The sequence below is a fragment of the Heliomicrobium gestii genome, from assembly GCF_009877435.1.
GTDB lineage: Bacteria > Bacillota > Desulfitobacteriia > Heliobacteriales > Heliobacteriaceae > Heliomicrobium > Heliomicrobium gestii.
This window is the reverse complement of record NZ_WXEX01000002.1, coordinates 157,174-181,792: the sequence shown is the minus strand read 5'-3', so window position 1 is coordinate 181,792 and position 24,619 is coordinate 157,174. Positions and strand designations below refer to the sequence as shown.

At 59.5% G+C, this 24,619-nt stretch carries 21 protein-coding genes; 17 read left to right on the top strand and 4 right to left on the bottom strand.

The genetic code is table 11. The features are described 5' to 3' along the window. Positions 1–5 precede the first annotated feature (5 nt). From GTO89_RS02810 to GTO89_RS02790, 5 genes are all read left to right on the top strand, one after another. A complete protein-coding gene (locus tag GTO89_RS02810; RefSeq protein ID WP_161260555.1) occupies positions 6–776 on the top strand; it encodes an ABC transporter ATP-binding protein in 771 nt (256 codons plus the stop codon). Continuing rightward, positions 776–1,915, top strand: coding sequence for an ABC transporter permease (locus GTO89_RS02805; RefSeq protein ID WP_161260741.1), 1,140 nt, complete (start codon positions 776–778; stop codon positions 1,913–1,915). The genes GTO89_RS02810 and GTO89_RS02805 overlap by 1 nt, the downstream gene beginning before the upstream one ends. Before the next feature lie 258 nt (positions 1,916–2,173). After that, positions 2,174–3,511 carry an acetyl-CoA hydrolase/transferase C-terminal domain-containing protein gene (locus tag GTO89_RS02800; RefSeq protein WP_161260554.1) on the top strand — a complete coding sequence of 446 codons (1,338 nt, stop codon included), beginning with the start codon at positions 2,174–2,176 and terminating at the stop codon, positions 3,509–3,511. A gap of 283 nt (positions 3,512–3,794) precedes the next feature. Then, positions 3,795–4,577 carry a flagellar motor stator protein MotA gene (motA, locus tag GTO89_RS02795; RefSeq protein ID WP_161260553.1) on the top strand — a complete coding sequence of 261 codons (783 nt, stop codon included), beginning with the start codon at positions 3,795–3,797 and terminating at the stop codon, positions 4,575–4,577. Then, a complete protein-coding gene (locus GTO89_RS02790; RefSeq protein ID WP_161260552.1) occupies positions 4,577–5,527 on the top strand; it encodes a flagellar motor protein MotB in 951 nt (316 codons plus the stop codon). The genes motA and GTO89_RS02790 overlap by 1 nt, the downstream gene beginning before the upstream one ends. Positions 5,528–5,627: 100 nt before the next feature. Here the strand turns inward: GTO89_RS02790 and GTO89_RS02785 are convergent, their stop codons facing one another. The 3 genes from GTO89_RS02785 to rd form a co-directional block, all read right to left on the bottom strand. Next, positions 5,628–6,836 (bottom strand): EAL domain-containing protein, encoded by a 1,209-nt coding sequence (locus GTO89_RS02785; protein WP_161260551.1) that lies wholly within the window; start codon positions 6,834–6,836, stop codon positions 5,628–5,630. 61 nt (positions 6,837–6,897) lie between these two features. Next, positions 6,898–7,875, bottom strand: a complete 978-nt coding sequence (locus GTO89_RS02780) for a YpdA family putative bacillithiol disulfide reductase (protein WP_161260550.1) — start codon at positions 7,873–7,875, stop codon at positions 6,898–6,900. A 138-nt stretch (positions 7,876–8,013) separates the two neighbouring features. Continuing rightward, positions 8,014–8,175, bottom strand: a complete 162-nt coding sequence (gene rd / locus GTO89_RS02775; protein WP_161260549.1) for a rubredoxin — start codon at positions 8,173–8,175, stop codon at positions 8,014–8,016. A 1,427-nt stretch (positions 8,176–9,602) separates the two neighbouring features. Here rd and ilvE point away from each other — a divergent pair. The 10 genes from ilvE to cimA all read left to right on the top strand — a co-directional run bounded on the left by ilvE (position 9,603) and on the right by cimA (position 22,072). Further along, positions 9,603–10,475: a branched-chain-amino-acid transaminase gene (ilvE, locus tag GTO89_RS02770; protein ID WP_161260548.1), complete on the top strand. Its 873-nt coding sequence runs from the start codon at positions 9,603–9,605 to the stop codon at positions 10,473–10,475. Between the two features lie 88 nt (positions 10,476–10,563). Next, positions 10,564–12,222 carry a dihydroxy-acid dehydratase gene (ilvD, locus tag GTO89_RS02765; protein WP_161260740.1) on the top strand — a complete coding sequence of 553 codons (1,659 nt, stop codon included), beginning with the start codon at positions 10,564–10,566 and terminating at the stop codon, positions 12,220–12,222. A gap of 27 nt (positions 12,223–12,249) precedes the next feature. Then, positions 12,250–12,732, top strand: a complete 483-nt coding sequence (gene ilvN / locus GTO89_RS02760; RefSeq protein ID WP_161260547.1) for an acetolactate synthase small subunit — start codon at positions 12,250–12,252, stop codon at positions 12,730–12,732. Between the two features lie 64 nt (positions 12,733–12,796). Then, the gene (gene ilvC, locus GTO89_RS02755; protein WP_161260546.1) at positions 12,797–13,792 is read left to right on the top strand and encodes a ketol-acid reductoisomerase; all 996 of its coding nucleotides are present in this window, start codon (positions 12,797–12,799) and stop codon (positions 13,790–13,792) included. A 99-nt stretch (positions 13,793–13,891) separates the two neighbouring features. Further along, the gene (gene ilvB / locus GTO89_RS02750; protein ID WP_235920197.1) at positions 13,892–15,553 is read left to right on the top strand and encodes a biosynthetic-type acetolactate synthase large subunit; all 1,662 of its coding nucleotides are present in this window, start codon (positions 13,892–13,894) and stop codon (positions 15,551–15,553) included. 25 nt (positions 15,554–15,578) lie between these two features. Further along, the gene (locus GTO89_RS02745) at positions 15,579–17,117 is read left to right on the top strand and encodes a 2-isopropylmalate synthase (protein WP_161260545.1); all 1,539 of its coding nucleotides are present in this window, start codon (positions 15,579–15,581) and stop codon (positions 17,115–17,117) included. Between the two features lie 28 nt (positions 17,118–17,145). After that, positions 17,146–18,408, top strand: a complete 1,263-nt coding sequence (gene leuC, locus GTO89_RS02740; RefSeq protein ID WP_161260544.1) for a 3-isopropylmalate dehydratase large subunit — start codon at positions 17,146–17,148, stop codon at positions 18,406–18,408. Continuing rightward, positions 18,408–18,908, top strand: a complete 501-nt coding sequence (leuD, locus tag GTO89_RS02735; protein WP_170294340.1) for a 3-isopropylmalate dehydratase small subunit — start codon at positions 18,408–18,410, stop codon at positions 18,906–18,908. The genes leuC and leuD overlap by 1 nt, the downstream gene beginning before the upstream one ends. Before the next feature lie 248 nt (positions 18,909–19,156). Continuing rightward, a complete protein-coding gene (gene leuB / locus GTO89_RS02730; protein ID WP_161260543.1) occupies positions 19,157–20,227 on the top strand; it encodes a 3-isopropylmalate dehydrogenase in 1,071 nt (356 codons plus the stop codon). 249 nt (positions 20,228–20,476) lie between these two features. Next, positions 20,477–22,072 carry a citramalate synthase gene (cimA, locus tag GTO89_RS02725; RefSeq protein WP_161260542.1) on the top strand — a complete coding sequence of 532 codons (1,596 nt, stop codon included), beginning with the start codon at positions 20,477–20,479 and terminating at the stop codon, positions 22,070–22,072. A 72-nt stretch (positions 22,073–22,144) separates the two neighbouring features. On the opposite strand, the gene GTO89_RS02720 is transcribed toward cimA, so the two are convergent. Continuing rightward, entirely contained in the window at positions 22,145–22,522 is a 378-nt protein-coding gene (locus GTO89_RS02720) for a small basic family protein (protein WP_161260541.1), read from the bottom strand. 128 nt (positions 22,523–22,650) lie between these two features. Here GTO89_RS02720 and cdaA point away from each other — a divergent pair, with 128 nt between their 5' ends. Together cdaA and GTO89_RS02710 are read left to right on the top strand one after the other, a co-directional pair. Continuing rightward, positions 22,651–23,463, top strand: coding sequence for a diadenylate cyclase CdaA (gene cdaA, locus GTO89_RS02715; protein WP_161260540.1), 813 nt, complete (start codon positions 22,651–22,653; stop codon positions 23,461–23,463). After that, positions 23,460–24,596 (top strand): CdaR family protein, encoded by a 1,137-nt coding sequence (locus GTO89_RS02710; protein WP_161260539.1) that lies wholly within the window; start codon positions 23,460–23,462, stop codon positions 24,594–24,596. The genes cdaA and GTO89_RS02710 overlap by 4 nt, the downstream gene beginning before the upstream one ends. The last annotated feature ends 23 nt before the right edge of the window (positions 24,597–24,619 follow it).

Below are 24,619 nucleotides of genomic sequence, written 5' to 3'. Positions count from 1 at the left end.
CGGCCATGGAACTGGCCATCGATTGCCAGGGATTGAGCAAACGCTTTGGCAGCTATACAGCCGTCGAGGGGGTGACCTTCCAGCTTCCGGCCGGCTCGATCATGGGCTTTGTCGGCCCGAACGGCGCTGGTAAAACGACGACGATCCGGATGCTTTGCGGCGTGCTGATGCCGACGGAGGGTCAGGCCACCGTCCTCGGCTATGACGTGCGCACCCACTCGGAGGAGATCAAACAGCGCATCGGCTACATGTCCCAGAAATTCAGCCTCTACGACGACCTGACCGTTCAGGAGAACCTCGACTTTTACGCCGGCGTCTACAACCTGCGGGGCGCCTTGGCGGCGGAGCGCAAGGGCAGCGTCATCGACCGGATCGGCCTGGACGGCCGCCTGCCCCAACTGGTCCACGCCTTGTCGGGCGGCTGGAAACAGCGTGTGGCCTTGGCTTGCGCGCTCCTCCACGCGCCCAGGTTGATCGTCCTCGACGAACCGACAGCCGGCGTCGACCCCGTGTCCCGGCGCGTCTTCTGGCAGATCATCCACCAGCTTCGCGCTGAAGGGATGACCGTCCTCGTCAGCACCCACTACATGGATGAAGCCGACACCTGCGACTACCTGGGTTTCGTCTTTTACGGTCGATTGATCGCCTTTGGCACGCCGGCGGAGATGAAAGCCCGCGAAAATAAAGCGAATCTTGATGACCTCTTCATCGACTACGTGGAACGCGAAGCGGCCGACGACCCGCGCAACGCCGGCATCAAAGGGGGGCGGCGATGATGGGACAGTTCAGTTGGACCCGCTTTTTGGCCATCCTGCGCAAGGAGTTCCAGCAGATCATCCGCGATCGGCCCAGCGTCGGCCTGGCCATCGGCATGCCGGTGATGATGCTGATGCTCTTTGGCTATGCTGTCAACACCGATGTGGACCACCTGCCCACCGTTGTCTGGGACCAGTCGATGAGCCAGGACAGTCGCGATATGATCAGCGCTTTGCGCAACTCCACCTACCTCGACCCGGATTACTTCGTTCGGGGATATGACGAGGTGGGCCGCTTTTTGGATAGCGCCAAGGCTCGCGTCGCCGTGATCATCCCGCCCGATTACGGCAAACAGGTGCAAGGCAACGGCAACGCCACCATCCAGGTGCTCGTCGACGGTTCAGATCCCACGTCGGCCCGGGCCGCCATGAGCGCTGTCCAGACGGTCGGGTTTAACGCCGGTTGGGCCTTGCAATCCCAGCGGCTGACCGAGCAGGGAGGGGCGCCGCCCAGCCTGCCTGTGCAGGTGGAGACGCGCGTCTGGTACAATCCGGACATGAAGTCGACCGTCTTCAACATCCCCGGCCTGATCGGCCTCATCCTGCAAAACGTCATCGCCATGCTGACGTCCTTTTCCATGGTCCGCGAGAAGGAGCGGGGGACGATGGAGCAACTGGTCGTCACGCCGGTCCGGCCGGCCGAACTGATGCTGGGCAAACTGTTGCCCTTTGTCTTCATCGGCTTTGTCTCCCTGACGATGGTGCTGCTCATCGGCATGTACTGGTTCCAAGTGCCGCCCAAAGGCAGCGTGCCCCTGCTCTTTCTCCTCTCGACCCTCTTTTTGATCACCATCCTGGCCATCGGGCTCCTCATTTCAACGGTGGCGCGAACGCAGCTCCAGGCCATGCAGATGACGGTCCTGCTCATCCTGCCGTCCATCCTGCTCTCCGGCTTCGTTTTTCCGCGCGAAACGATGCCGGCGCTCTTGCAGGGACTTGGCGGCCTGCTCCCGCTGACCTACTTTCTCGTCATCGTGAGGGGGATTTTCTTAAAAGGCGTCGGTCTGGACTTCCTCTGGCAGCAGACGATGATCCTCTCCGTCTTCGCCATCGGACTCTTTGTCTTGGCAGCGAAGAAGTTTCGCAAAAATCTGGACTGACAGGCGGGGCGTCATTGACAGATCATGAAAAGGTCCTTTCGGTCCCGCAAATACCGCTGCTCTCCCGGCGAAGACGCCAGGGGGGTGGCGGTATTTTCTTGTTCACTCTCCAATCCCCTTTTAGACGAAAAAGGGAAAATTGGCTATTTACCAGAAAAATATAAATCAGTATAATCAAAATTGTCAGATTTTAATGCTCTTAACCGGGTGGGCGGGGAGAACACTTGGGAATGCAAAAAGCAGGAGGGGTTTATGCCGATGAGTTTTTCAGAACAGTACCGGTCGAAACGAATCACTGCCACCGAAGCGGCCCGCATGGTCAAGTCCGGCGACTGGATCGAGTATGGCTTTTGCCTGGCCGCGCCGCGCGCCTTTGACGCCGCCCTGGCCGAGCGGGGCGATGAATTGTCGAACGCCCATATCCGGACGGGCGTCACTGTATACCCTTCTCTGGCCTTTGAAGCCGATACGACGGGTGGACGCTTTACCTGGAACTCCTGGCATTTTACCGGCCTCGACCGCCGTTACGCCGCCCAGGGAGCGGCCTATTACATCCCCATGCGGTTTGCCGAACTGCCTCGGTACGTCCTCGAGAATCAGCCGACCGACGTCTTTGTCACCCAGGCGGCGCCCATGGACCGGCACGGCTTTTTCAACTTCGGCATCAGCAACAGCCACCACTACGGCGTCATCGCCCGCGCCAAAAAGGTGATCATCGAAGTCAACGAGCGATTCCCTCGCGTCCACGGCGGTCATGGGCACGGCATTCACATCGATCAGGTGGACCACATCATCGAGGGCGACAACCTGCCCCTGGCGGAACTGCCGCCGGCGTCGATCAGTGATGTGGATCGGGCCATTGCGGCCCAGGTTCTGGCGAAGATGACTGACGGCGACTGCGTCCAACTGGGCATCGGCGGCATGCCCAACGCCCTCGGCCAGATGATCGCCCAATCGGACTTAAAAGACCTGGGCGGCCATACGGAGATGATCGCCGACAGCTTCGTCGACATGTTCCAGGCGGGGCGCATGAACGGCTCGCGCAAAGCCCTCGACCGGGGACGCATCGCCTTCACCTTCGCCCTCGGCACGCAAAAGCTCTATGACTTCATCGACGAAAATCCCTTTGTCGCCAGCTATCCTGTCGACTATACCAATTCCACCGAGGTGGCCGGAACGATCGACAACCTGGTGACGATCAACAACGCCGTCGAGGTCGACCTGTTCGGCCAGGTTTGCGCCGAGTCATCGGGTCCCCGCCAGATCAGCGGCACCGGCGGCCAACTCGATTTTGTCCTCGCCGGCTACCGGTCCAAGGGCGGTCGCAGTTTCATCTGCCTTTCGTCCACCTACCGCGACAAGGCGGGCAACATCAAATCGCGCATTTTGCCGACGATCACCCCTGGCGGGATCATCACCGACACTCGGTCGACGACCATGTACGTCGTGACCGAGTACGGCATGTTCAACTGCAAAGGCCAGACGGCCTGGCAACGGGCGGAGGGGTTGATCGGCATCGCCCATCCCCAGTTCCGGGAAGAACTCATCGCACAGGCCGAGGCCATGGGCATCTGGCGGCGCAGCAACAAGCGCTAATCCGCAGGAACGACGGCGTCACATCTGACGATACGCCGACATGTGGTCGGTGATGGCGAGCAGTCCAAAGAGAGAACGAGCGAGTCTGGGAAAATAGAACGTGCCGGTGAATGTTGAAAGCATCCAAGAGGGTGCTTTTTTTCTATATTTTTTACATCCTTAGTCAGAAGGGATGCCTTCAGGTGATGTCGAATAACATCCAAAGGCTCAATGGGATAGATACTTTTGAAAAGCAGATGGGATTATTTGATAGGCAAAATACTGGTTTATTGAGGTGCGAAACATGGATATCGCCGTCATTCTGGGGTTAGTGCTGGGCGTTTTTACGGTTGTGGGCGGGATGATCGCCAAAGGGGCGAACTTAGCCGTTCTCGTCAACCCCGCCGCTATCATCATCATCTTCATCGGCACCTTCGCTGCGCTGCTCAACTCCTTTCCCATGAAAGAGATCAAGAAACTGCCGACCTTGTTTAGGATCATCATTAAAGAACAGAAGCTGACGGAGCCGAAGGTGATCATTCAGCAGATGACTGACATGGCCCAGCAGGCGCGCCGCGAGGGCTTGCTCTCGCTGGAAGCGTCTATCGACAAGTTGGAAGAACCCTTTCTGCGCAACGGCATTCGCCTGATCGTTGACGGCCAGGGCGAGGATTTCGTCCGGGAACTCCTGGAGGCAGAGATCGACGCGATGGAAGAACGCCACCGTGTGGGGGCCTTGATCTTCACCTCGGCCGGTTCCTATGCCCCGACGCTCGGCGTTTTGGGCGCCGTTATCGGCCTTATCGGCGCCTTGGGCAACCTGAACGACGTCAACAAACTCGGCACCATGATCGCTGCCGCCTTTGTCGCCACCCTCTTCGGTATCTTCACCGGGTATGTGCTCTGGCACCCCTTCGCCACCAAGTTGAAGCGGAAATCGTCGGAAGAGGTCAAACTGAAAACGATGATGCTGGAGGGCATCCTGTCGATTCAGGTCGGCAGCAGCCCCATTCAGATTAAGGAGAAGATGATGATCCACCTGACTCAAGCGGAGCGTGCGGCCCTTGAGAAAGAAGGAAATGTCTAATGTCAAAGAAAAAACAGCATCATGAGGAACATGTCGATGAGTCATGGTTGATCCCCTATGCGGACATCCTGACCCTGCTCCTGGCGTTGTTCATCGTCATGTTCGCCGTCAGCCAGGTGGACACGAAAAAGTTTGAAGCCCTGAAAAAAGCGATGGAGAGCGTGTTTAAAGGCGGTTCGGGGCTGATGGCCAACTCGTCGGCCGTGCCGTCCGAGGGCACCAGCGACAGTTCCACCGACGCGGCCCTGATGGAAGCGCTAAAAGAGGCGCAGGAACTGCAAGAGGCCAAAAACCGCATCGATCAATACATCGAAGAAAAAGGCTTAAAAAATCAGGTGGAAACCAACCTGGTCCGCGAGGGGCTGCAGATCAGCTTCCGCGACGCGGCCCTCTTCGATTCCGGGAAGGCCGACTTGAAGCGGGACGCCCTGCCGGCGCTGGACCTGATCGCCAGCACCTTGCACAACATGCCCAATGAGGTGCGCATCGCCGGTCACACCGACAACCTGCCCATCAGCACGGCGGAATTTCCCTCCAACTGGGACCTGAGCGCCAAGCGGGCCTTGAACGTGATGAAGCATATCCTCAATGACAAGCAGAACAACCCGGTCAAGTTTACCGCCGTCGGTTACGGCGAATACCATCCCAAAGCATCGAACAACACGCCGGAAGGACGCGCCCAGAACCGGCGTGTCGAGGTGTTGATCATCCGCCAGTACCCTCTGCCGGACCAAAAAGCCACGTCGTCGACGATCAAAGCGGTGCCGGAACCGTTAGGCCCGCAAGGCTCAACGGCGACGCCGGCGGCGAACCAGCCAAAGCCCGCATCGACAGTGAGCGGGAACGGTGAATCGACGCCGCCTTCGCCTGTCCTTGAAGGACTGCCGGGCGAACCGAAGCGGCTCCCTGCCGATGCGGTTCCCGACAGCCCCCTGCGGTTCGTTCCCTAACGATTCGTTACAGGCGCTCCGAATAAGGCATGTAAAAAAAGCGGTTCCCCTGAAGGGGGCCGCTTTTTTGCGCGTGTCCATAATCGGTACCTTTCGGTGGTTATGATTCAATCGTCAAGTCAAGACAGAGGAACAGGTTTTCCGGAATGGGGTAGATGTAGGTCCGCATCTTCTCGCCCGTGTGGGCATCGGTGTAGACGGCAGACAGTTTCCCCGCCTCCTGGTAGGTCGCCTTGACGATGTTGTTGAGAAAATAGGGACGCCAGGCCCAATTGCGGCCGATGAAACTGCCGTTTTTCTCCCACTGTCCGTTCTGGCGGGTGAAGTTGGACGACCACTGGTATCCCCGTTCATCACAGAGAAACACACGGATCACCGTTCGGGGGAGCTGCTTTAAAAAGGGATCGATGAGGACATCGCAGGCGTCAAGGGTGATGCGCTCTCCTTCGCCTAAGCGGGGCAGGCAGGCGAGCAGGTTGTCCCGCATTTCCTCGGCATCCCGCTGGTCTGCATGTTGTTGCCAGAGAGCGTGATCGACGAACTGCTGAATCTCATGGTTGAGACCGGAACGAAAGGCATTGGGGTTTTGCATCGTCGCCTGGGGCGGTGAAAAGAAGTATCCCTGCAGGTATCGGGCGCCGAGCGAAAGGGCGATCTGCACCTCTTCTTTGGTCTCGATGCCTTCAAAGAGCAAAAAGGCGCCGATCTTTTCCGCCATGACGGCAAAGGAGAAGAGGATCTCCCGGAAAAAGGACTCGCGCCCGCACTTCTTGACCAATTCCAGGTCCAGTTTGAGGATGTTGGGCTTGATGTAAGCGATGCGATCAAAGTTGACGAACCCGCTGCCCACGTCATCGATGGCGATCTGGCAGCCGGCTTCCCGGTAGGTTCGGGTGACGCGAGCCAGTTCTTCGATATCGTCCAAAAAAGCGTCTTCGGTGATCTCGACCGTGATCCGAGAGGGGTCGACATTGTGTTCGCGAAGAAAGCGCAATGTCGGCAGTTGGTCGGGACGAGCCCGGTAGTTGTAGATCCAGTTTGGCTTCAGGTTCAGAAAGAGGCGCGTGTTCTCTGGGGCGTTGACCAGGCTGGCGATCGCCTTTTGACGGATGATACGGTCGATGAAGATATGTTCGTCCATGGAAACAGAGGGATCATGGAAAAAGGGTCCCAGACTGCGCACGCCATGGGGGCCTGAATAGCGCCCCAGCACCTCGTAGGCATAAATCGTCTGCGTGTCCATGGAGAGGATCGGTTGGAAGTGCGGCATAACGGTAGCCGGATCAGGAAAAAACCGGGGCAGGTTCATGTAGGGGCCTCCTCAGCTTGATGCCGCTCTTTTCTGTCAATTTTCGTTGGGAAAAGGTCGATCACTGATCCCCATCAATGGACTGGATGATCCGCTTCCCATGAAAACGTCCTTTTTCGATGTTGGCCTGGGTTACCCGCCAGCCCTCGCTGATGGCCCCAGCGACGTAAAGGCCGGGAACGGAGGTTTCCATCGTCAGCGGGTTGTGTTTGGGAAATCCCGATTCGTCAAGGGCAGCGCCGGCCTGAACGAGCAGGTCCGTATTGGGCCGGTAGCCTGTCATTAAAAAGACGAAGTCGGCTTCCACCGAAACCGTGTCCTCGCGGTCCTCGGCGACCAAGGTGAGCGCCTGTGAACTGATGGATTGGACACGGCTGTTGAACAGGGCGGTGATCTCCCCTTTTAGGATGCGCGTCATCAGTTCAGCGCCGATCCAGGGTTTGACTGTCCTGTCCATCTCTGGATGGAGGTGGACGACCGTCGTGTGGGCGCCGAAGCGGGAGAGTTCCAGGGCGGCTTCTGCCGCCGAATTGCCGCCGCCGACGACGACGACCCGCCGTCCCATATAGGGAAAGGGCTCTCTGTAGTAGTGGCTCACATGGGGCAGTTCCTCTCCAGGCACGCCGATCAGGTTGGGTCGATCATAACAGCCGGTAGCCATGACGACGCGCTTGGCGAAGACGACCGGCTCCTCGCCTGTCAGCCGTTCCCGTGTATGGAGCATGAACCCGGCCGAGGCGGGGAGGATGTCCGTCACTTCGCGATAGGACCGCACCGGAACCTCGAAATGCTGCACCGCGCGCCAGTAGTAACGCACTGTTTCCAACCGGGTTGGGCGGCAATCGCCGGAGATGAAGGGAAGTCCGCCGATCTCCAGCATGTCGGTTGTGCTGAACAGCACCATATAGACCGGATAGCCGGCAACAGAGCTGACTACGTTGCCCCTCTCCAGAACAATGCAGTCAAGGCCGTGGTTTTTTGCCTCAATGGCGCAAGCCAACCCGCAGGGGCCGCCGCCCACAACCGCGATGTCATACATCTTCGCCCCACCTCCAAGTCGTCTACTTTTCATTATAGCGGGTCAAGGAGTAAAAAAATAGCATCCCCTTTTATTGGAGACAAAAGAAAGAGACCGCCTCTGGCCAAGCGGTCTCTCTGAACAAGGCGATCGGGCGCCCTACTCCTGCACCTCGAACTGGTCCTTGCCGACACCGCAAACGGGACAGAACCAGTCGTCAGGCAGCGATTCAAAGGGGGTGCCGGGGGGGATGTCTGAATCCGGATCGCCCACCTCGGGATCATAGATATAACCACAGGGAACACAGACGTACTTCTTCACTTCATACACTCCTTCTTCAACCATCAAAGGCGCCCGTTTCCGGCAGGGAAATTCACCAGGAAAAAGCCCCACAGAAGATCCGATTCGGAGGGGGCGCAACTCGGTTTTTATTGTATTACAGGCAACGGCGATGTATCCGCCGGAAAAAGACAAAATGAAAGGGAGAAGGCCTACAACCTTCTCCCTTAATAAGCAACTACCCCTACAGTACAAACCGTTCCCATGGACATTGGCAACCCAAACCGTAACAAGATCGGGAGAACCAACCAGGAACCACTGAGGATAGGATTAAACGAAGGGACGGACACTTGTGGAGATGTCGACGATACCGGAATCCCTAAAACGGACCGTGCCTCCCAAAACCGGGAAAGAGAGACTATCGCGGGAACTGTGACACTGAACCGGAGCCGTGGCGCTAAACCGGAAACCATGACAGTTGACCGTGGACCAGAGGCACGCAACCAGAAACCGGAGGCCTCCACCGGGAACCGAACCGAAACAAACCACTCAACCAAGGGACAGAACCTCAAACAGGGAACCGAGGGGGTTGATATAGAACCGGAGACTTCGACGAGGAGTTGGTACGCTTGACTGGGAACTTGAGACCTCTACCGTAAACGTGACACTGGACTGGAAGTAAGAGGTCTCGCCCCAAACCGGGGGCATAGACGTGACCACCAGAGGCCTCAACCAAGAGCCGTGACACAGGAACTTGAACAAAATACTGAGCCGGGATCCGGTACCCAGAACCGAGAGACGGGCTCCCACGCCGTCAAGGGGGAAGTGTAACCGACGGGAGCTGGAAATGGAAAGAACCCCACTGTTGGACTGGTCGACACCTGCACTGACCGGAAAACCTGGTTTCCAACCATCGTGATAGGGTGAACCTGAACCTTACTGTAGGGCTGTTGCTTGACTTTATAGTAGCACAATAAAGTGAAGAATACAACAAGAAAAGAAGAGTTTTTTTACAGACTTTTAACGGCCTTCGGTCCTTGACACCAGAGGGGATGCTTGACTATACTAGTTGTCAACAACAGAACTTAGATCAAAGACGATGATGGGGTACTATACACCGTTTGTCCCTTAGTCCCAGAGAGCCGGGGGAGCTGGAAACCGGCACTAATACAGCGGTGTTGTCTCTCCCGGGAGTTGCCAGTTGAACCCTTGCCGCGAGGCGGGGTAGTAGATGGAGCCGGATGGAGCGCTATCGGCGCGAGCGTCCGTTATCATGCTGACGGCAGCGATTGGCTGCCGGTCAAGAGGTCGCGTCCTTTTTGGGGTGCGACAATCAGGGTGGTACCGCGGGAAACTCCTCTCGTCCCTGACAGGTGAAAAGCCTGTCTGGGCGGGAGGTTTTTTTATTTTTTTCGACATCGTATGTCGTCATCAGTGGTGGTAAGCAAACGGAAGGGGAGAATGCGAAGGTGAGCCTAATCATCTACTTGGATGGCCGTTTTGTTCCGGAGGAGCAGGCAAAGATATCCGTCTTCGATCACGGCTTTTTGTACGGAGACGGGATCTTTGAGGGCATCCGGGCCTACAACGGCCGGGTCTTCAAACTGGATGACCACATCGACCGCCTCTATGACTCAGCAAAAGCCATTAAACTGGCGATTCCCATGGGGAAAGGGGAAATGGTCGACGTCGTCCTGGAGACTCTGCGCCGCAACCATCTTCGCGACGCCTACATCCGTTTGATCGTATCCCGGGGCAAAGGGGATCTGGGGCTGGATCCGCGCAAGTGCGCTGTGCCCACGGTGCTATGCATCGCCGCCGGCATCACCCTTTACCCGCCCGAGTTCTATGAAAAGGGCCTGGAGGTCGTCACGGTGGCCACCCGCCGCAACGTGCCGGAAGCCCTGAACCCGCGCATCAAGTCACTGAACTACCTGAACAACATCATGGCCAAAATCGAAGCGGCCCGCGCCGGCGTCCTGGAGGCGATCATGCTCAACCAGGAAGGCTATGTGTCCGAATGCACCGGCGACAACATCTTTATCGTCAAGAAGGGCCGCCTGATCACGCCGCCGGTCCACGTGGGCATCCTGGAAGGCATCACGCGCAACACCGTCATGGACCTGGCCCGCGAAAGCGGCATGGAGGTCTCGGAGCAGGTGTTCACCCGCTTTGATGTGTACACGGCAGACGAAGTCTTCCTTACCGGCACCGCTGCCGAGGTGATCCCCGTCGTCAACGTCGACGGTCGTTCCATCGGAGACGGGGTTCCCGGACAGGCGACAGGCGCCCTGATCTCGGCCTTCCGGGAATTCGCTCGGAATCACGGCACGCCGATTTAGGATATCGCCAAAAGAATAAATCGAGCTGAAACAGGCCGAAGTTGACACAAGAAAAACTGGAAATGGGGGGAACCTGTTGGAAACGAATTTGCGCAGCCAGACCGTCAAATGCGGTGTCGAAAAAGCGCCCCACCGTTCGCTCTTCCGGTCGCTGGGCCTTACGGCTGAGGAGATGAACCGACCGCTGATCGGCATCGTCAACGCCAAGAATGACGTTGTGCCCGGCCACATCCACCTGGACACCATCGCCGAAGCCGTCAAAGCGGGTGTCCGCCTCGCTGGCGGCACACCGCTCGCATTCCCGGCGATCGCCGTCTGCGACGGCATCGCCATGAACCACACGGGCATGAAGTTCTCCCTGGCCTCGCGGGAACTGATCGCCGACTCCATCGAAGTGATGGCCACAGCCCATGGCTTCGACGCCCTCGTCTTCATCCCCAACTGTGACAAGGTCGTCCCCGGCATGCTGATGGCGGCGGCTCGTCTGAACATCCCCTCCATTTTTGTCAGCGGCGGTCCCATGCTGGCCGGGCGCTTCCAGGGGAAAAAGGTCAACCTGAACACCGTCTTCGAAGGCGTCGGCCAACACAACACCGGCAAGATGACGCTGGAAGAGTTGGAGGAGCTTGAGGACAACGCCTGCCCCACCTGTGGTTCCTGCTCGGGCATGTTCACGGCCAACTCGATGAACTGCCTTACGGAAGTCCTGGGCATGGGCCTGCCTGGCAACGGCACCATCCCGGCGGTCTACTCGGCGCGCATCCGTCTCGCCAAAGAGGCGGGGATGCGGATCATGGACCTGCTGGCGAACAACCTGCGGCCCCTCGACATGATGACCGAGCGGACTTTCCGCAACGCCATCACCGTCGACATGGCCCTGGGTTGCTCCACCAACACACTGCTCCACCTGCCCGCCATCGCCTATGAAGCCGGCGTGGAACTGAACCTGGACATGGTCAATGAGATCAGCGCCAAAACACCCCACCTCTGCAAGCTCGCCCCAGCCGGGGAGCATCATATTGAAGACCTCTACGAAGCCGGAGGCATCTCCGCCGTCCTGAAGACCCTCCTCGATGCGGGGCTCCTCGACGGCGACCTGCCCACAGTGACCGGCAAGACCATCGCCGAAAACGCCGCCCGCAGCGTCAACCTGCGGCCCGAGGTGATCCGCCCCGTCGACAACCCCTATTCGAAAACAGGCGGTCTCGCCGTCCTCCGGGGCAACTTGGCCCCTGACGGCGCTGTCGTCAAAAAAGGCGCCGTGGCGCCGGAGATGCTCGTCCACAAAGGACCGGCCCGCGTCTTCGACTCGGAGGAACAGGCCTATGAGGCCATCACCGCCGGGAAGATCCAAAAAGGCGATGTCGTCGTCATCCGTTACGAAGGACCGCGCGGCGGCCCTGGCATGCGGGAGATGCTCTCGCCCACCTCGACCATCTGCGGCATGGGCCTCGACAAGGATGTGGCCCTGATCACCGATGGCCGCTTCTCCGGGGCGACGCGGGGCGCCGCCATCGGCCACGTCTCGCCGGAAGCGGCGGACGGCGGTCCCATTGCCTTCGTCCGCGAAGGCGACATGATCGCCATCGACATTCCTAACGGCAAGCTCGAGGTGGAAGTCTCCGAGGCGGAACTGGCGGACCGCCGCCAAGGCTGGCAGCCGCCGGCGCCAAAAGTGACCTCGGGGTACATGAAACGCTACGCCCAGAACGTGCTATCCGCCTCCACCGGGGCGCGGATGCGCTAAGCGCGGGAAAAGAAGGAGGCAAATGCGATGCGCCATACCCTGTCCGTTTTAGTGGAGAACAAACCGGGGATCCTGACGCGCGTGGCCGGCCTTTTTGCCCGTCGGGGATACAACATCGAAAGTCTCGTCGTCGGGGAGACGGAGAACCCTACCGTTTCCCGCATGACCATCGTCGTCGACGGCGACGACCGGATCATCGAACAAGTCACCAAGCAGTTGCACAAGCTGATCGATGTGATCAAGATCCAAGACATCACCGATGAGGAATCGGTCCACCGGGAACTGATCCTTGTCAAGGTGTGCACCTCCGATGTGGCCGCCCGCAGCGAGGTCATGCAGATCTGCGAGATCTTCCGGGCCACCATCGTGGACCTGAGCCGCAGCTCCGTGATCATCCAGGTCGTAGGCGATCAGAAAAAGATCGCCGCCATTCTGACCAGCCTGCGCCCCTTCGGCATTCGCGAATTTGCCCGCACCGGGCGGATCTCCATGCTGCGGGGGACCAAGTAGGCGATCATCCCACTTCGCAACCCCAATGTACAAATTTGCAAATATTGAATGGAGGAACCTCTCAATGAAAATGTACTATGATGCCGACGCCGACCTGTCCCTGCTCGAAGGCAAAACCGTTGCCGTCATCGGCTACGGCAGCCAAGGCCACGCCCAAGCCCAGAACCTGAAAGATTCCGGCGTCAACGTCATCATCGGCCTGCGTCCCGATTCCAACCGCGTCAAAGAAGCCCAAGAGTACGGCTTTGAGGTCTATCCTGTCGCCGAGGCGGCTGCCAAGGCGGACATCATCCAAATCCTGATCCCCGACGAGCGGCAAGGCAAAGTCTACCGTGACGAGATCGCCCCCTACCTGACGGAAGGCAAAGCCCTCTGCTTCTCCCACGGCTTCAACATCCACTTCGGCCAGATCCAGCCGCCCAAAAATGTGGACGTCTTCATGGTTGCCCCCAAGAGCCCCGGTCACATGGTTCGCCGCATGTACACCATGGGCGCCGGCGTCCCCACGCTGATCGCCGTGCATCAAGACGCCACCGGCCGCGCCAAAGACTACGCCCTGGCCTATGCCAAAGGCACCGGCGGCACCCGGGCCGGCGTCATTGAAACGACCTTCCAAGAAGAGACCGAGACCGATCTCTTCGGCGAACAGGCGGTTCTCTGCGGCGGCGCTTCGGCCCTCGTCAAAGCGGGCTTTGAGACCCTCGTGGAAGCCGGTTACGCCCCTGAAATGGCCTACTTCGAGTGTCTCCATGAACTGAAGCTGATCGTCGACCTGATGTATGAAGGCGGCATCGCCATGATGCGCTACTCCATCTCCGACACGGCTCAGTGGGGCGACATGAACATCGGGCCCCGCATCGTCACCGAAGAGACCAAGAAAGAAATGAAAAAAGTGCTCACGGAGATCCAAGACGGCACCTTTGCCAAGGAATGGCTCCTTGAGAACGAAGTGAACCGTCCCAAATTCAACGCCCTGGCCAAAGCCGACGAAAACCACGAGATCGAAATTGTCGGTAAAAAACTGCGGGCCATGATGCCCTGGCTGAAAAACAAGAAGTAATCGGACACAGAGGCCCACATGCGCGATCCGATGAGGAGGCCCCGTTACGGGGCTTTCCTTGTCGATGGGCCAATTAGAGGAAGAGGGGAGTGGAACGCCTTGAACGGAGCTCAGGCGCTGCTGAAATGCTTAGAAGAGAACGGCGTCGAGGTCATCTTCGGCTATCCCGGCGGGTCAGTGCTGCCGATTTATGACGCCCTGCTCGATTCCCCCATCCGGCATATCCTTGTGCGTTGTGAACAAGGGGCTGCCCATGCCGCCAACGGGTACGCCCGCGCCGCTGGCAAACCGGGGGTCTGCCTGGCCACATCAGGACCGGGAGCCACAAACCTCGTGACGGGGATCGCCAACGCCTATATGGACTCCATCCCCATGGTCGTCATCACCGGGCAGGTGCCCACCTCCATGGTCGGCACCGACGCCTTTCAAGAAGTCGATATCACCGGCATCACCATGCCGATCACCAAACACAATTACCTCGTCAAAGACAAGGCCGACCTGCCACGGGTCGTCTTCGAGGCCTTCCATATCGCCTCGACGGGCCGGCCAGGTCCTGTGCTGATCGACATCCCCAAGGATGTCCTGTCGGCTGAGTGCGAGGCGTGCAAGGAAAAGCCTGTCGTCGAGATCCGCGGCTACCGCCCCAACATCAAAGGGCACCCGTCGCAGATCAAAAACGCCGCCCGGCTGATCCAGGAATCGAAACGGCCTGTGATCCTCGTCGGCGGGGGCGTCATCCTGGCCAACGCCGCGCCGGAGATTGTCGAACTGGCCACATCGGCCCAGATCCCCGTCGCCACCACGCTGATGGGCATCGGCGCTTTTCCAGAGACCCATCCACTGTCCCTGGGGATGGTGGGGATGCATGGCACCCCCTATGCCAACCGGGCCGTCACCAAGGCTGACCTGCTGATCGGTGTGGGCGTGCGCTTCGGTGATCGGGCCACCGGCAACGTGTCCAAGTTCGCCCGGGACGCCAAGATCATCCACATCGACATCGACCCCGCCGAGATCGGCAAAAACGCCGACATCGACGTTCCGATCGTCGGTGACGCCCGTCTCGTCCTCCAGCAGATCAATCACTTGAAACCGGCGCCCAGCCATGCCGAGTGGCTTGAAAAGGTGGAACAGTTCAAGGCCCAACACCCGCTCAAATACCCGAAGGATTGCCTGACTGCCCAGTCGGTCATCGAAAAAGTCGGGCACATGACGCGCGATCGGGCCTGGGTGGCCACCGACGTGGGTCAGCACCAGATCTGGACGGCGCTGCACTACAAATTCGACAAGCCGGGCCGGTTCATCACCTCGGCCGGTCTCGGCACCATGGGCTACGGCCTGCCGGCGGCCAATGGCCTCCAGACGGCAAGGCCCGACGATCTGGTGATCCTGATTACGGGTGACGGCTCCATTCAGATGCAGATGCAGGAATTGGGCACGGCTCGGCAAGAGAACCTGCCCCTCAAGATCATCCTCTTCAACAACAACGCCCTGGGAATGGTGCGTCAACTCCAGCACTTCTACTGTGAGAAGCGCTACTCCGGCGTCAAATTGACCTTCAACCCCTCCTTCGAATCGATCGCCGCCGCCTATGGCATCGGCTACTTTCCCATCACCCGGCCCGAGGATGTGGAGTCGACCTTGCAAGCGGCCTTCGCCCATCCCGGAATGACCCTCGTCGAGGTTCGGACCGATGAGAACCATATCGTCTATCCGACGGTCCTCGGCGGCAAAGGGCTCGATGAGATCATCGTCAGCGAGTGATTGAATAAAAAAAGGGGGCCATCGGATGTCCAAGCGAGTCGTCATTTTCGACACCACTCTCCGAGACGGCGAGCAATCGCCTGGGGTGAGCCTTAACCTCCATGAAAAGCTGGAAATCGCCCAGCAGTTGGCCCGCCTAGGCGTGGACGTCATCGAGGCCGGATTCCCCATCGCCTCACCGGGCGATTTTGAGGCCGTCAAGACCGTTGCCGAGCAGGTGCGCGGGCCGGTTATCTGCGGCCTCGCCCGAGCCAACCGCAAGGACATCGAACGGGCCGCCGAAGCCTTGCGCGCCGCTGAAGAGGCGCGGATCCACACCTTTATCGCCACATCGCCGATCCATATGAAGCACAAGCTGCGCATGGAACCGGACAAGGTCCTTGAGACGGCCGTTGAAGCCGTCAAATTCGCCAAGTCCTTCACGTCCAATGTGGAGTTCTCCGCCGAAGACGCCTTCCGCAGCGATGTGGAATTTCTCTGCCGCATCTTCACGGCCGCCATTGAGGCGGGCGCAACGACGATCAACATCCCCGATACCGTCGGCTATGCCACGCCCCAAGAGTATGGCGCCTTCATCAAGGCGATCATCAACGGCACGCCGAACATGGATAAGGCCGTCGTCTCCGTTCATTGCCACAACGACCTCGGTTTGGCCGTCGCCAACACCCTCTCGGCGCTGGAAAACGGCGCACTGCAGGTGGAAGGCGCCATCAATGGCATCGGCGAGCGGGCCGGCAACGCCTCCCTGGAAGAGGTGATCATGGCCCTTTACACCCGCAAGTCGGTTTACGGCCTGGACATGTCCATCAACAAGAGCGAACTCTACCGGACATCGCGCCTCGTCTCCAACCTGACAGGCATGCTCGTCCAGCCGAACAAGGCGATTGTCGGCAAAAACGCCTTTGCCCACGAGTCGGGCATCCACCAGGACGGCGTGCTGAAAGAGCGGACCACCTACGAGATCATGAATCCCGAGATGATCGGCATCTTCACCAACAACATCGTCCTGGGCAAACACTCGGGCCGGCACGCCTTCCGGGAGCGCCTCAAGGAACTGGGCTACACCCTTGATGACGACAAGCTCGCCAAAGCCTTCGCCCGGTTCAAGGCGCTGGCCGATCGCAAGCGCGACATCACCGACGACGATCTCGTCGTCCTTGTGGAAGACGAACTGCGCGCCTTCCCGGAAGCGTACAGCCTCGAATACCTGCACATCACCAGCGGCACCGTGCTGGTGCCGACGGCGACCCTCCGGCTCCGTAGGGAAGAGGAGACCTTCGAAGAGGCCTCCTGCGGCGACGGCCCTGTCGACGCCGCCTACAAGGCCATCGAGAAGATCACCGACACCGGCGCCCGCCTGGCCTCTTATACCATCAACGCCACCACCTCGGGCGAGGACTCCCAGGGCGAGGTCAGCGTCAAGCTGGAACGCGAAGGCCGCTTCTATACGGGACGCGGCGTCGACACGGACATCATCGTGGCTTCGGCCAAGGCCTATCTGAACGCGGTCAACAAGATACTCTTTGACGGGCTGCGGTCGGTGAAGCCGGAGCGGGCTGTTTAATTTAATATGAGGAGGGATCAAGACGGCCATGGGAATGACCATTACTGAGAAGATTTTGGCGGCGCATGCCGGGAAAGCGTCGGTGGAGCCGGGTGAACTGATCCAAGCCAAGTTGGATCTGGTCCTGGCCAACGACGTTACGGCCCCCGTTTCCATCAAAGAGTTGGAAAAGGCCAGCCTGGATACCGTTTTTGACAAAGACCGGGTCGTTTTGGTCCAGGACCACTTCGTGCCGGCCAAGGACATCAAGTCGGCGGAACAGTCGAAGATCGTCCGCGACTTCGCCCGCAAGCATGACATCACCCACCACTATGACGTGGGGGATATGGGCATTGAGCACTGCCTGCTGCCCGAAAAGGGGATCGTCGTGCCTGGCGACGCCGTCATCGGCGCCGACTCCCACACCTGCACCTACGGCGCTCTGGGCGCTTTTGCCACCGGCGTCGGCTCGACCGACCTGGCCGCCGGCATCGCCCTCGGTGAAGCCTGGTTCAAGGTTCCCGAAGCGATCAAGTTCGAATACGAAGGCAAGCTGCCGGAAGACGTGACCGGCAAGGACCTGATCCTGCACACCATCGGCGACATCGGCGTCGACGGCGCTCTCTACCAGTCGATGGAGTTCACCGGCTCCGCCATCGATGACCTGTCGATGGACGGCCGGATGACCATGTGCAACATGGCCATCGAAGCGGGCGGCAAAAACGGCATCATCGCCCCTGACAAGAAGACGCTGGCCTATGTGGACGAGCGGGCCACCCGCCCCTACAAGGTCTATGAATCCGACGCCGACGCCAAGTATGCCCGCGTCATCAAGTATGACGTGGAAAAACTGGAACCCGTCGTGGCCTTCCCTCACCTGCCGGAAAACACCCGTCCAGTCAGCGAGGCCGGCCATGTCGAGATCGATCAGGTCGTCATCGGCTCCTGCACGAACGGGCGCATTGAGGACCTGCGCATGGCGGCGAAGATCCTGCAAGGCAAAAAGGTCCACAAAAACGTCCGCTGTGTCGTATTCCCTGGCACCCAAGCCATTTACAAACAGGCCATCAAGGAAGGCCTGATGGATATCTTCGTCGACGCCGGTGTCGCCGTATCGACGCCGACCTGCGGCCCCTGCCTGGGCGGCCACATGGGCATCCTGGCCAAAGGGGAACGGGCCTTGGCGACGACGAACCGGAACTTCGTCGGCCGCATGGGCCACCCTGAGAGCGAAGTCTACCTGTGCGGCCCCAACGTGGCTGCCGCTTCAGCCATCGCCGGACGCATCGTCCATCCCCGGGAGGTGGAATAATGGAATTCACAGGTCGCGTATGGAAATTCGGCAAAGACATCGACACGGACGCCATCATCCCGGCCCGTTACCTGAACACCACTTCGCCGGAAGAACTGGCCAAACACTGCATGGAAGACGCCGACCCCGCCTTCCCGCAGAAGGTGCGTGAGGGCGACATCATTGTCGCCGACAAGAACTTTGGCTGCGGCTCCTCGCGGGAACACGCCCCCATCGCCATCAAGGCTTCCGGCGTTCCCTGCGTCATCGCCAAGTCCTTCGCCCGCATCTTCTTCCGCAACTCCATCAACATCGGCCTCCCCATCTTCGAATGCCCCGAGGCCGTTGACGGCATCCGCGAAGGCGATGTCGTCCAGGTCAACGCCGGCACCGGCGTCATCTTCAACATGACCACCGGCCAGACCTACACCGCCAAAGCCCTCCCCGCATCGATGCAATCGATCATCCACGCCGGCGGCCTCATGCAATACGTCAAGACCCGGGTCGCCGCAGGGAAATAAAAAGGGACCAAAAAAGGATCGAAAAAGGAACGATTAACGGACATATTACCAGGCAACGGGCGTGGGCTTGTGAGCGATTAGAGCGGAGCGGCGAAAAGCGAACGCAGACTGCAGAGCGTCAAGGGCGCCATGGTTCACATGCAGAAAAGCCCAGAGGTTTGGCGCCCTAGCGAAGCAGGCAAGTGAGCCGCCGCGAAGCTCTTAGCGAACAAGCCCACGCCCGTTGCCCCACGAAAGGAAGAGCATTGTTGACATACCGCATCGCAGTGCTTCCCGGTGACGGCATCGGCGCGGAGATCGTGCCCCAGGCGATTCGCGTCCTTGAAGCCATTGGAGCCAAGTACGGGATCTCCTTCACCTTCACCGAAGGCCTCATCGGCGGCATCGCCATCGACAAGACAGGCCATCCGCTGCCCCAGGAGACATTGGACCTGTGCCGCAACAGCGACGCCATCCTCCTCGGCGCCATCGGCGGACCCAAATGGGACAACCTGCCGACCCACCTCCGCCCCGAAGTGGGCGCGCTCTTGCCCTTGCGCAAAGAGCTGGGCCTCTACGCCAACGTCCGTCCCTGCCGCACCTATGAGGCCCTGGCGGACGCCTCAACCCTCAAAAAAGAGGTTCTCTCCGGCACGGACATGGTGATCATTCGCGAACTGACCGGCGGCCTCTACTTCGGCGCCAAAGGCCGGGAAGACGTGGAAGGCGGCCAAAAGGCCTGGGACACCATGGTCTACTCGACGCCCGAGATCGAGCGCATCGCCCGCCTGGCTTTTGAAGCGGCCGGCAAGCGCAACAAACAGCTCTGCTCCGTCGATAAGGCGAACGTCCTGGAGTCGTCGCGCCTCTGGCGGGAGACGGTCAACCGCCTCGCCGCCGAATATCCGGATATCACTGTCACCCATATGTATGTCGATAACGCGGCCATGCAGCTCGTCCGCAGGCCCAGCCAATTTGATGTGGTCGTCACCGAAAACACCTTCGGCGACATCCTCTCCGACCAGGCCTCCATGCTGTCGGCCTCCCTCGGCATGCTGGCGTCAGCCTCCATCGGCGGAGAGGTCGCTCTCTACGAACCGGCCCATGGCTCTGCTCCCGACATCGCCGGTCAGAAAAAAGCGAACCCCATCGCCACCATTCTTTCGGTGGCCATGATGCTGGAATACTCCTTCAACCGCGTCGCCGAAGCCCGCGACATCGAAGCGGCCGTGGAGAAGGTGCTGGCAAAAGGTTTCCGCACCGGCGACATCATGGAAGCAGGAAAAACCCTGGTCAACACCGAAGAGATGACGAACCGAGTGTTGGAAGAGCTGGCTTGACCGGCTCTTTCCTCATCTTCAGCACCCATGCTTGATTTCACAAGTTCAAGCATGGGCATCGATGCGCTTTGCTGTCCCGCCGGAATCGCAACGCTGCACAAGAGCCGTCTTTGACGCTCCTGCGCTTTGAGTCCAAAGGACGTGCGTGCCATCTATCCCGATGACCGTTGCGGAAAGACTGTCACGAACCCGCTGACAGCGCGCCTGCATGTGGTCTAGCCTATCAGAGCGAGAAAGAGGTGCCCCCGATTGGACCGTGTATTTATTTATGACACGACGCTTCGCGACGGAACCCAGGGGGAAGGCATCTCCCTCAGTGTGGAAGACAAAGTCAAGATCGCAGCACGTTTGGACCAACTGGGTGTAGCCTACATTGAGGGCGGGTGGCCTGGCTCCAACCCCAAAGACATGGAATTCTTCCGGCGGGCCCAGCAGATGACCTGGAAAAACGCCAAGATCGCCGCCTTTGGCTCCACCTGCCGCCCCGGCGTCAAGGCCTGTGAGGATGCCAACCTGCAGGCGCTCGTGGAATCGGGCGCGCCGGTCGTGACGATCTTCGGCAAAGCCTGGGACTTTCACGTCACGGCGGCGCTGCGCACATCCATGGAAGAAAATTTGCGCCTCGTTCGCGATTCCATCACCTTTTTAAAAGAGCAGGGACGGGAAGTCGTCTTTGACGCTGAGCACTTTTATGACGGCTACAAGGGCAATTCCGAGTATGCCAAAGAGGTTGTGCTGACGGCGGAAAAGGCCGGCGCCGACTGGATCGTCCTCTGTGACACCAACGGCGGCACCCTGCCCCATGACATGCTGTCCATCACCCAGGAGATGGTCTTCACCCTGCGCGCGCCCGTGGGCGTCCACGTCCACAACGACGGCGACCTGGCGGTGGCCAACTCGATCATGGGCGTCATGGCCGGCGCTCGCCAGGTGCAAGGGACCATGAACGGCTATGGCGAACGCTGCGGCAACGTCAATCTCTGTTCCGTCATCCCCAACCTACAGTTGAAGATGCAGATCGAGTGCCTGCCCGAGGGCAAGGTGCAGACGCTGACCGACACAGCCCACTTTGTGGGCGAGATCGCCAACATGCCATTGCGCAACGAGATGCCCTTTGTGGGCCATTCAGCCTTTGCCCATAAGGGCGGCATCCACGTGTCGGCCTTGTTGAAGGACCCTGGGACGTACGAACATATCCAGCCGGAAACGGTCGGCAACCAGCGTCGCGTCCTCGTATCGGAACTGGCGGGCATGAGCAATGTCGTCTACAAGGCGAAAGAACTCGGCCTTGACGTAAACCGGGAGAACGCCGATACGAAACAGATCATCGAGCAGATCAAGAACCTGGAACACCAGGGCTTCCAATTCGAAGGGGCGGAAGCCTCCTTCGAGGTACTGCTTCGCCGCGCCTTCGGCGAAGACCCGGTGCCCTTCGTGCTCGACTCGATCCGCCTGATCATTGAGAAGCGCTCTGACGACGAGTTCACCTCGGAGGCCATGATCAAGCTGCGTGTCGGCGATCAGGTCGTCCATACGGCCGCTGAGGGCAAAGGTCCCGTCAACGCCGTTGACGCCGCCCTGCGCAAAGCCCTTGTCAGCCACTATCCCTTCCTGGGCGATTGCCACCTGACCGACTACAAGGTGCGCGTCCTTGACGGAAAAGACGCCACCGAAGCGAAGGTCCGCGTCCTCATCGAAACACGCGACTCCCAAGACGCGTGGAGCACTGTCGGCGTATCGGCCAACATCATTGAAGCCTCCTGGCAGGCGTTGATGGATTCTTTCCTCTACGGCTACATGCGGGAGCGTTCCCAGGAGCAGGAGAAAACGTCCGAGTCGGCCTGATGCATGGCAAAGTGAGAGCGAAACAGATAGAGCCTGCCCAGTGGGCAGGCTCCGATCATTCGGAATACTTTTTCATACCTTTTCGATGGGATTCGGTTGACTCTTCGGCCGGGGACGGACGATGCGGTCGATCACATAACGGCGGATGACAGCGAGGTTCTGGAAAATCCGGACGCCGAAGGCGAAGACTGCCGCCAAAAAGAGATCAACGCCAAGCCGGTCGCCGATGTAGGCCAGCAGGGCCGCCAGGACCGCATTTGTAAAAAAGCCGGTCAACAGCACGACGGCGTCAAACTTGTCTTCCAGGAAACTTCGCAGGGAGCCGAAGACCGAGTCCAGCGCCGCCAAAACGGCAACGGACATATATTTGGCATACTCCATGGGGATGGTAATGGATAAAACGGATCCGATGAAGATGCCGATGGCCAACCCAACCAGCGGTAGCCACATTTGTTTCTGTCACCACCTCGACCGGAAAAAATCTTTGTCACTTTGCATCCATTATAGTCGCAAACCGGATTTTGCCACAAGGGATTTTCCCCTCTGAGAGAGAATTTCTATGCAGGGAGGTGATGACGATGTTACCACCGAACTTCGAGAATTTCAATTTTATGGCCGTAGTTGACATCGTTGCGGTCGCATTCATCATCTATCGGATGACCATGTTCATCAAGGGCACGCGGGCGGTCCAACTGCTCAAAGGGTTCGGTGTGTTGATCATCGCCTCATACCTGAGCGAAGCCCTGAACCTGAACACCCTGAGTTGGCTCTTAAAACAGGCTTGGACCGCCCTGATCGTGGCGTTGCCGATCGTGTTCCAGCCGGAACTGCGCCGGACACTGGAGCAATTGGGCCGTGGCAAGCTCTTTCCGGCCCAGATCGCCGTCATGGCCGATGAGGACCGCAGCTTCCTGATCGGCGAGATCGTGCGGGCGGTTGGTGTTCTGATGAAAAATAAAATCGGCGCTCTGATCATCATCGAACGCAAGACCGGCGTCAACGATGTCATTGAAACGGGCACATGGATCGACGGCAAGGTGTCGGGCGAGTTTCTCGTGAACATATTCATCCCCAAAACGCCCCTCCATGACGGCGCTGTCGTCGTGCGCGGCGATCGGGTCGCCGCCGCCGCCTGCTATCTGCCCCTTACGGATGACCCAGGGTTGTCCCGCGAACTGGGCACCCGTCACCGCGCCGGAATCGGCATCACCGAGCAATCGGACGCCGTCGCGGTAATCGTCTCTGAGGAGACGGGAAACCTATCGATGGCGGTGGACGGCAAACTGACCCGTTTTCTTGACGAAACCTCCCTCCGTTCGCGGCTGGAGGAACTGCTGCAACAGCGAACGACGAACGCCCGTTCGTTCTGGCAATGGAGGAGCAACCCATGATGGACATTGCTGGAACTGCGCGCCGCAATTGGCTCTATAAACTGGCGGCTCTTGCCATCGCCATCCTCCTCTGGGTCTACGTCAACGCCGAGCAGCAGGGCATCCAGACCTTTCCTGTCCAATTGGACCGGGAGGGCTTAGAGGCTGGCTATGTTCTCGATCCGGAACCGCCCACCGTGGTGGAACTGCGGGTCAAAGGGCCGAAGGCGATCATGGCCAACCTGTCTTCACGCGATTTTCGCGCCCGCATCACCCTCACCGGGGCGAAACCGGGACCGATGACCGTCGGCGTCACCGTCGACGCGCCGCCGAATGTGCAGATCATCAGCAAAACGCCGGCAGAATTGAGCCTGAACGTGGACGTGCTGGAGACGAAGACGCTCCCCCTGACATGGGAATTCAAAGGCAACATACCGGCTGGTTACCGCGTGGGCGATCCGACCCTTCGACCGACCGAGGTCGTCATCAGCGGGCCTCGCGAAAAGTTGCGCCTGATTCAACGCGTCGGCGTTCAAATCCCCATGGGCGCCAAGGAGACCTTCACCCGCTCCTTGCCGGTGCGCGTCATCGAACCGGCCCTCGGCGACGATGGGCGACTGCAGGTCACGCCCAAAGCGACCGAGGTGACCGTCCCGGTCAATCAGGAGATGACGACCAAAAACGTGGCGGTCCAGCCGCTCGTCACCGGAACCCCGGCAGCCGGGTACAAGGTGGTGTCCACGCGGGTGGAACCGGCGAATCTGCCGGTCAGTTTGCCGGCCGAGGGCTTTGCCGATATCCGCGCCCTGGCCACGTCGCCTGTGGACATCAATGGCGCCCGTTCCGATGTGGTCAAAGAGGTGAATCTGGCCCTGCCTGCAGGCGTGCGGCCGGTGAACCCGGCGCTCAGCGTCGTTCGCGTCTTCGTCGCCATCGGGCCGGCGGCGCCGCCGTCTGAGCCAACGCCGCCTCCCGATGAGAGCAAAGCGACCACTGGCGGCGGAACAGCGGCAGAACCCGGCAAGGAGCCTGGAAAAGAGCCGGGCGGCGGGGGAGCCGGATCGGGTGGAGGAACCGGCGGTTCGACGACCGGCGGCAACTCAACAGGCGGGGCTGCCGGTGGAGCCACCGGGGGAAGCGGAACGCCAAGGTAATCCCATCACCGATGATGAAGGAG

Excerpts from the sequence above, each read along its gene's own strand:
- GTO89_RS02720 (WP_161260541.1), bottom strand. The coding sequence starts at position 22,522 with ATGTGGCTACCGCTGGTTGGGTTGGCCATCGGCATCTTCATCGGATCC.
- GTO89_RS02745 (WP_161260545.1), top strand. The coding sequence starts at position 15,579 with ATGTCCAAGCGAGTCGTCATTTTCGACACCACTCTCCGAGACGGCGAG.
- motA (WP_161260553.1), top strand. The coding sequence starts at position 3,795 with ATGGATATCGCCGTCATTCTGGGGTTAGTGCTGGGCGTTTTTACGGTT.
- GTO89_RS02800 (WP_161260554.1), top strand. The coding sequence starts at position 2,174 with ATGAGTTTTTCAGAACAGTACCGGTCGAAACGAATCACTGCCACCGAA.
- GTO89_RS02805 (WP_161260741.1), top strand. The coding sequence starts at position 776 with ATGGGACAGTTCAGTTGGACCCGCTTTTTGGCCATCCTGCGCAAGGAG.
- leuD (WP_170294340.1), top strand. The coding sequence starts at position 18,408 with ATGGAATTCACAGGTCGCGTATGGAAATTCGGCAAAGACATCGACACG.
- GTO89_RS02790 (WP_161260552.1), top strand. The coding sequence starts at position 4,577 with ATGTCAAAGAAAAAACAGCATCATGAGGAACATGTCGATGAGTCATGG.
- cdaA (WP_161260540.1), top strand. The coding sequence starts at position 22,651 with ATGTTACCACCGAACTTCGAGAATTTCAATTTTATGGCCGTAGTTGAC.
- leuC (WP_161260544.1), top strand. The coding sequence starts at position 17,146 with ATGGGAATGACCATTACTGAGAAGATTTTGGCGGCGCATGCCGGGAAA.
- ilvN (WP_161260547.1), top strand. The coding sequence starts at position 12,250 with ATGCGCCATACCCTGTCCGTTTTAGTGGAGAACAAACCGGGGATCCTG.
- GTO89_RS02810 (WP_161260555.1), top strand. The coding sequence starts at position 6 with ATGGAACTGGCCATCGATTGCCAGGGATTGAGCAAACGCTTTGGCAGC.
- GTO89_RS02710 (WP_161260539.1), top strand. The coding sequence starts at position 23,460 with ATGATGGACATTGCTGGAACTGCGCGCCGCAATTGGCTCTATAAACTG.
- ilvC (WP_161260546.1), top strand. The coding sequence starts at position 12,797 with ATGAAAATGTACTATGATGCCGACGCCGACCTGTCCCTGCTCGAAGGC.
- GTO89_RS02780 (WP_161260550.1), bottom strand. The coding sequence starts at position 7,875 with ATGTATGACATCGCGGTTGTGGGCGGCGGCCCCTGCGGGTTGGCTTGC.
- GTO89_RS02785 (WP_161260551.1), bottom strand. The coding sequence starts at position 6,836 with ATGAACCTGCCCCGGTTTTTTCCTGATCCGGCTACCGTTATGCCGCAC.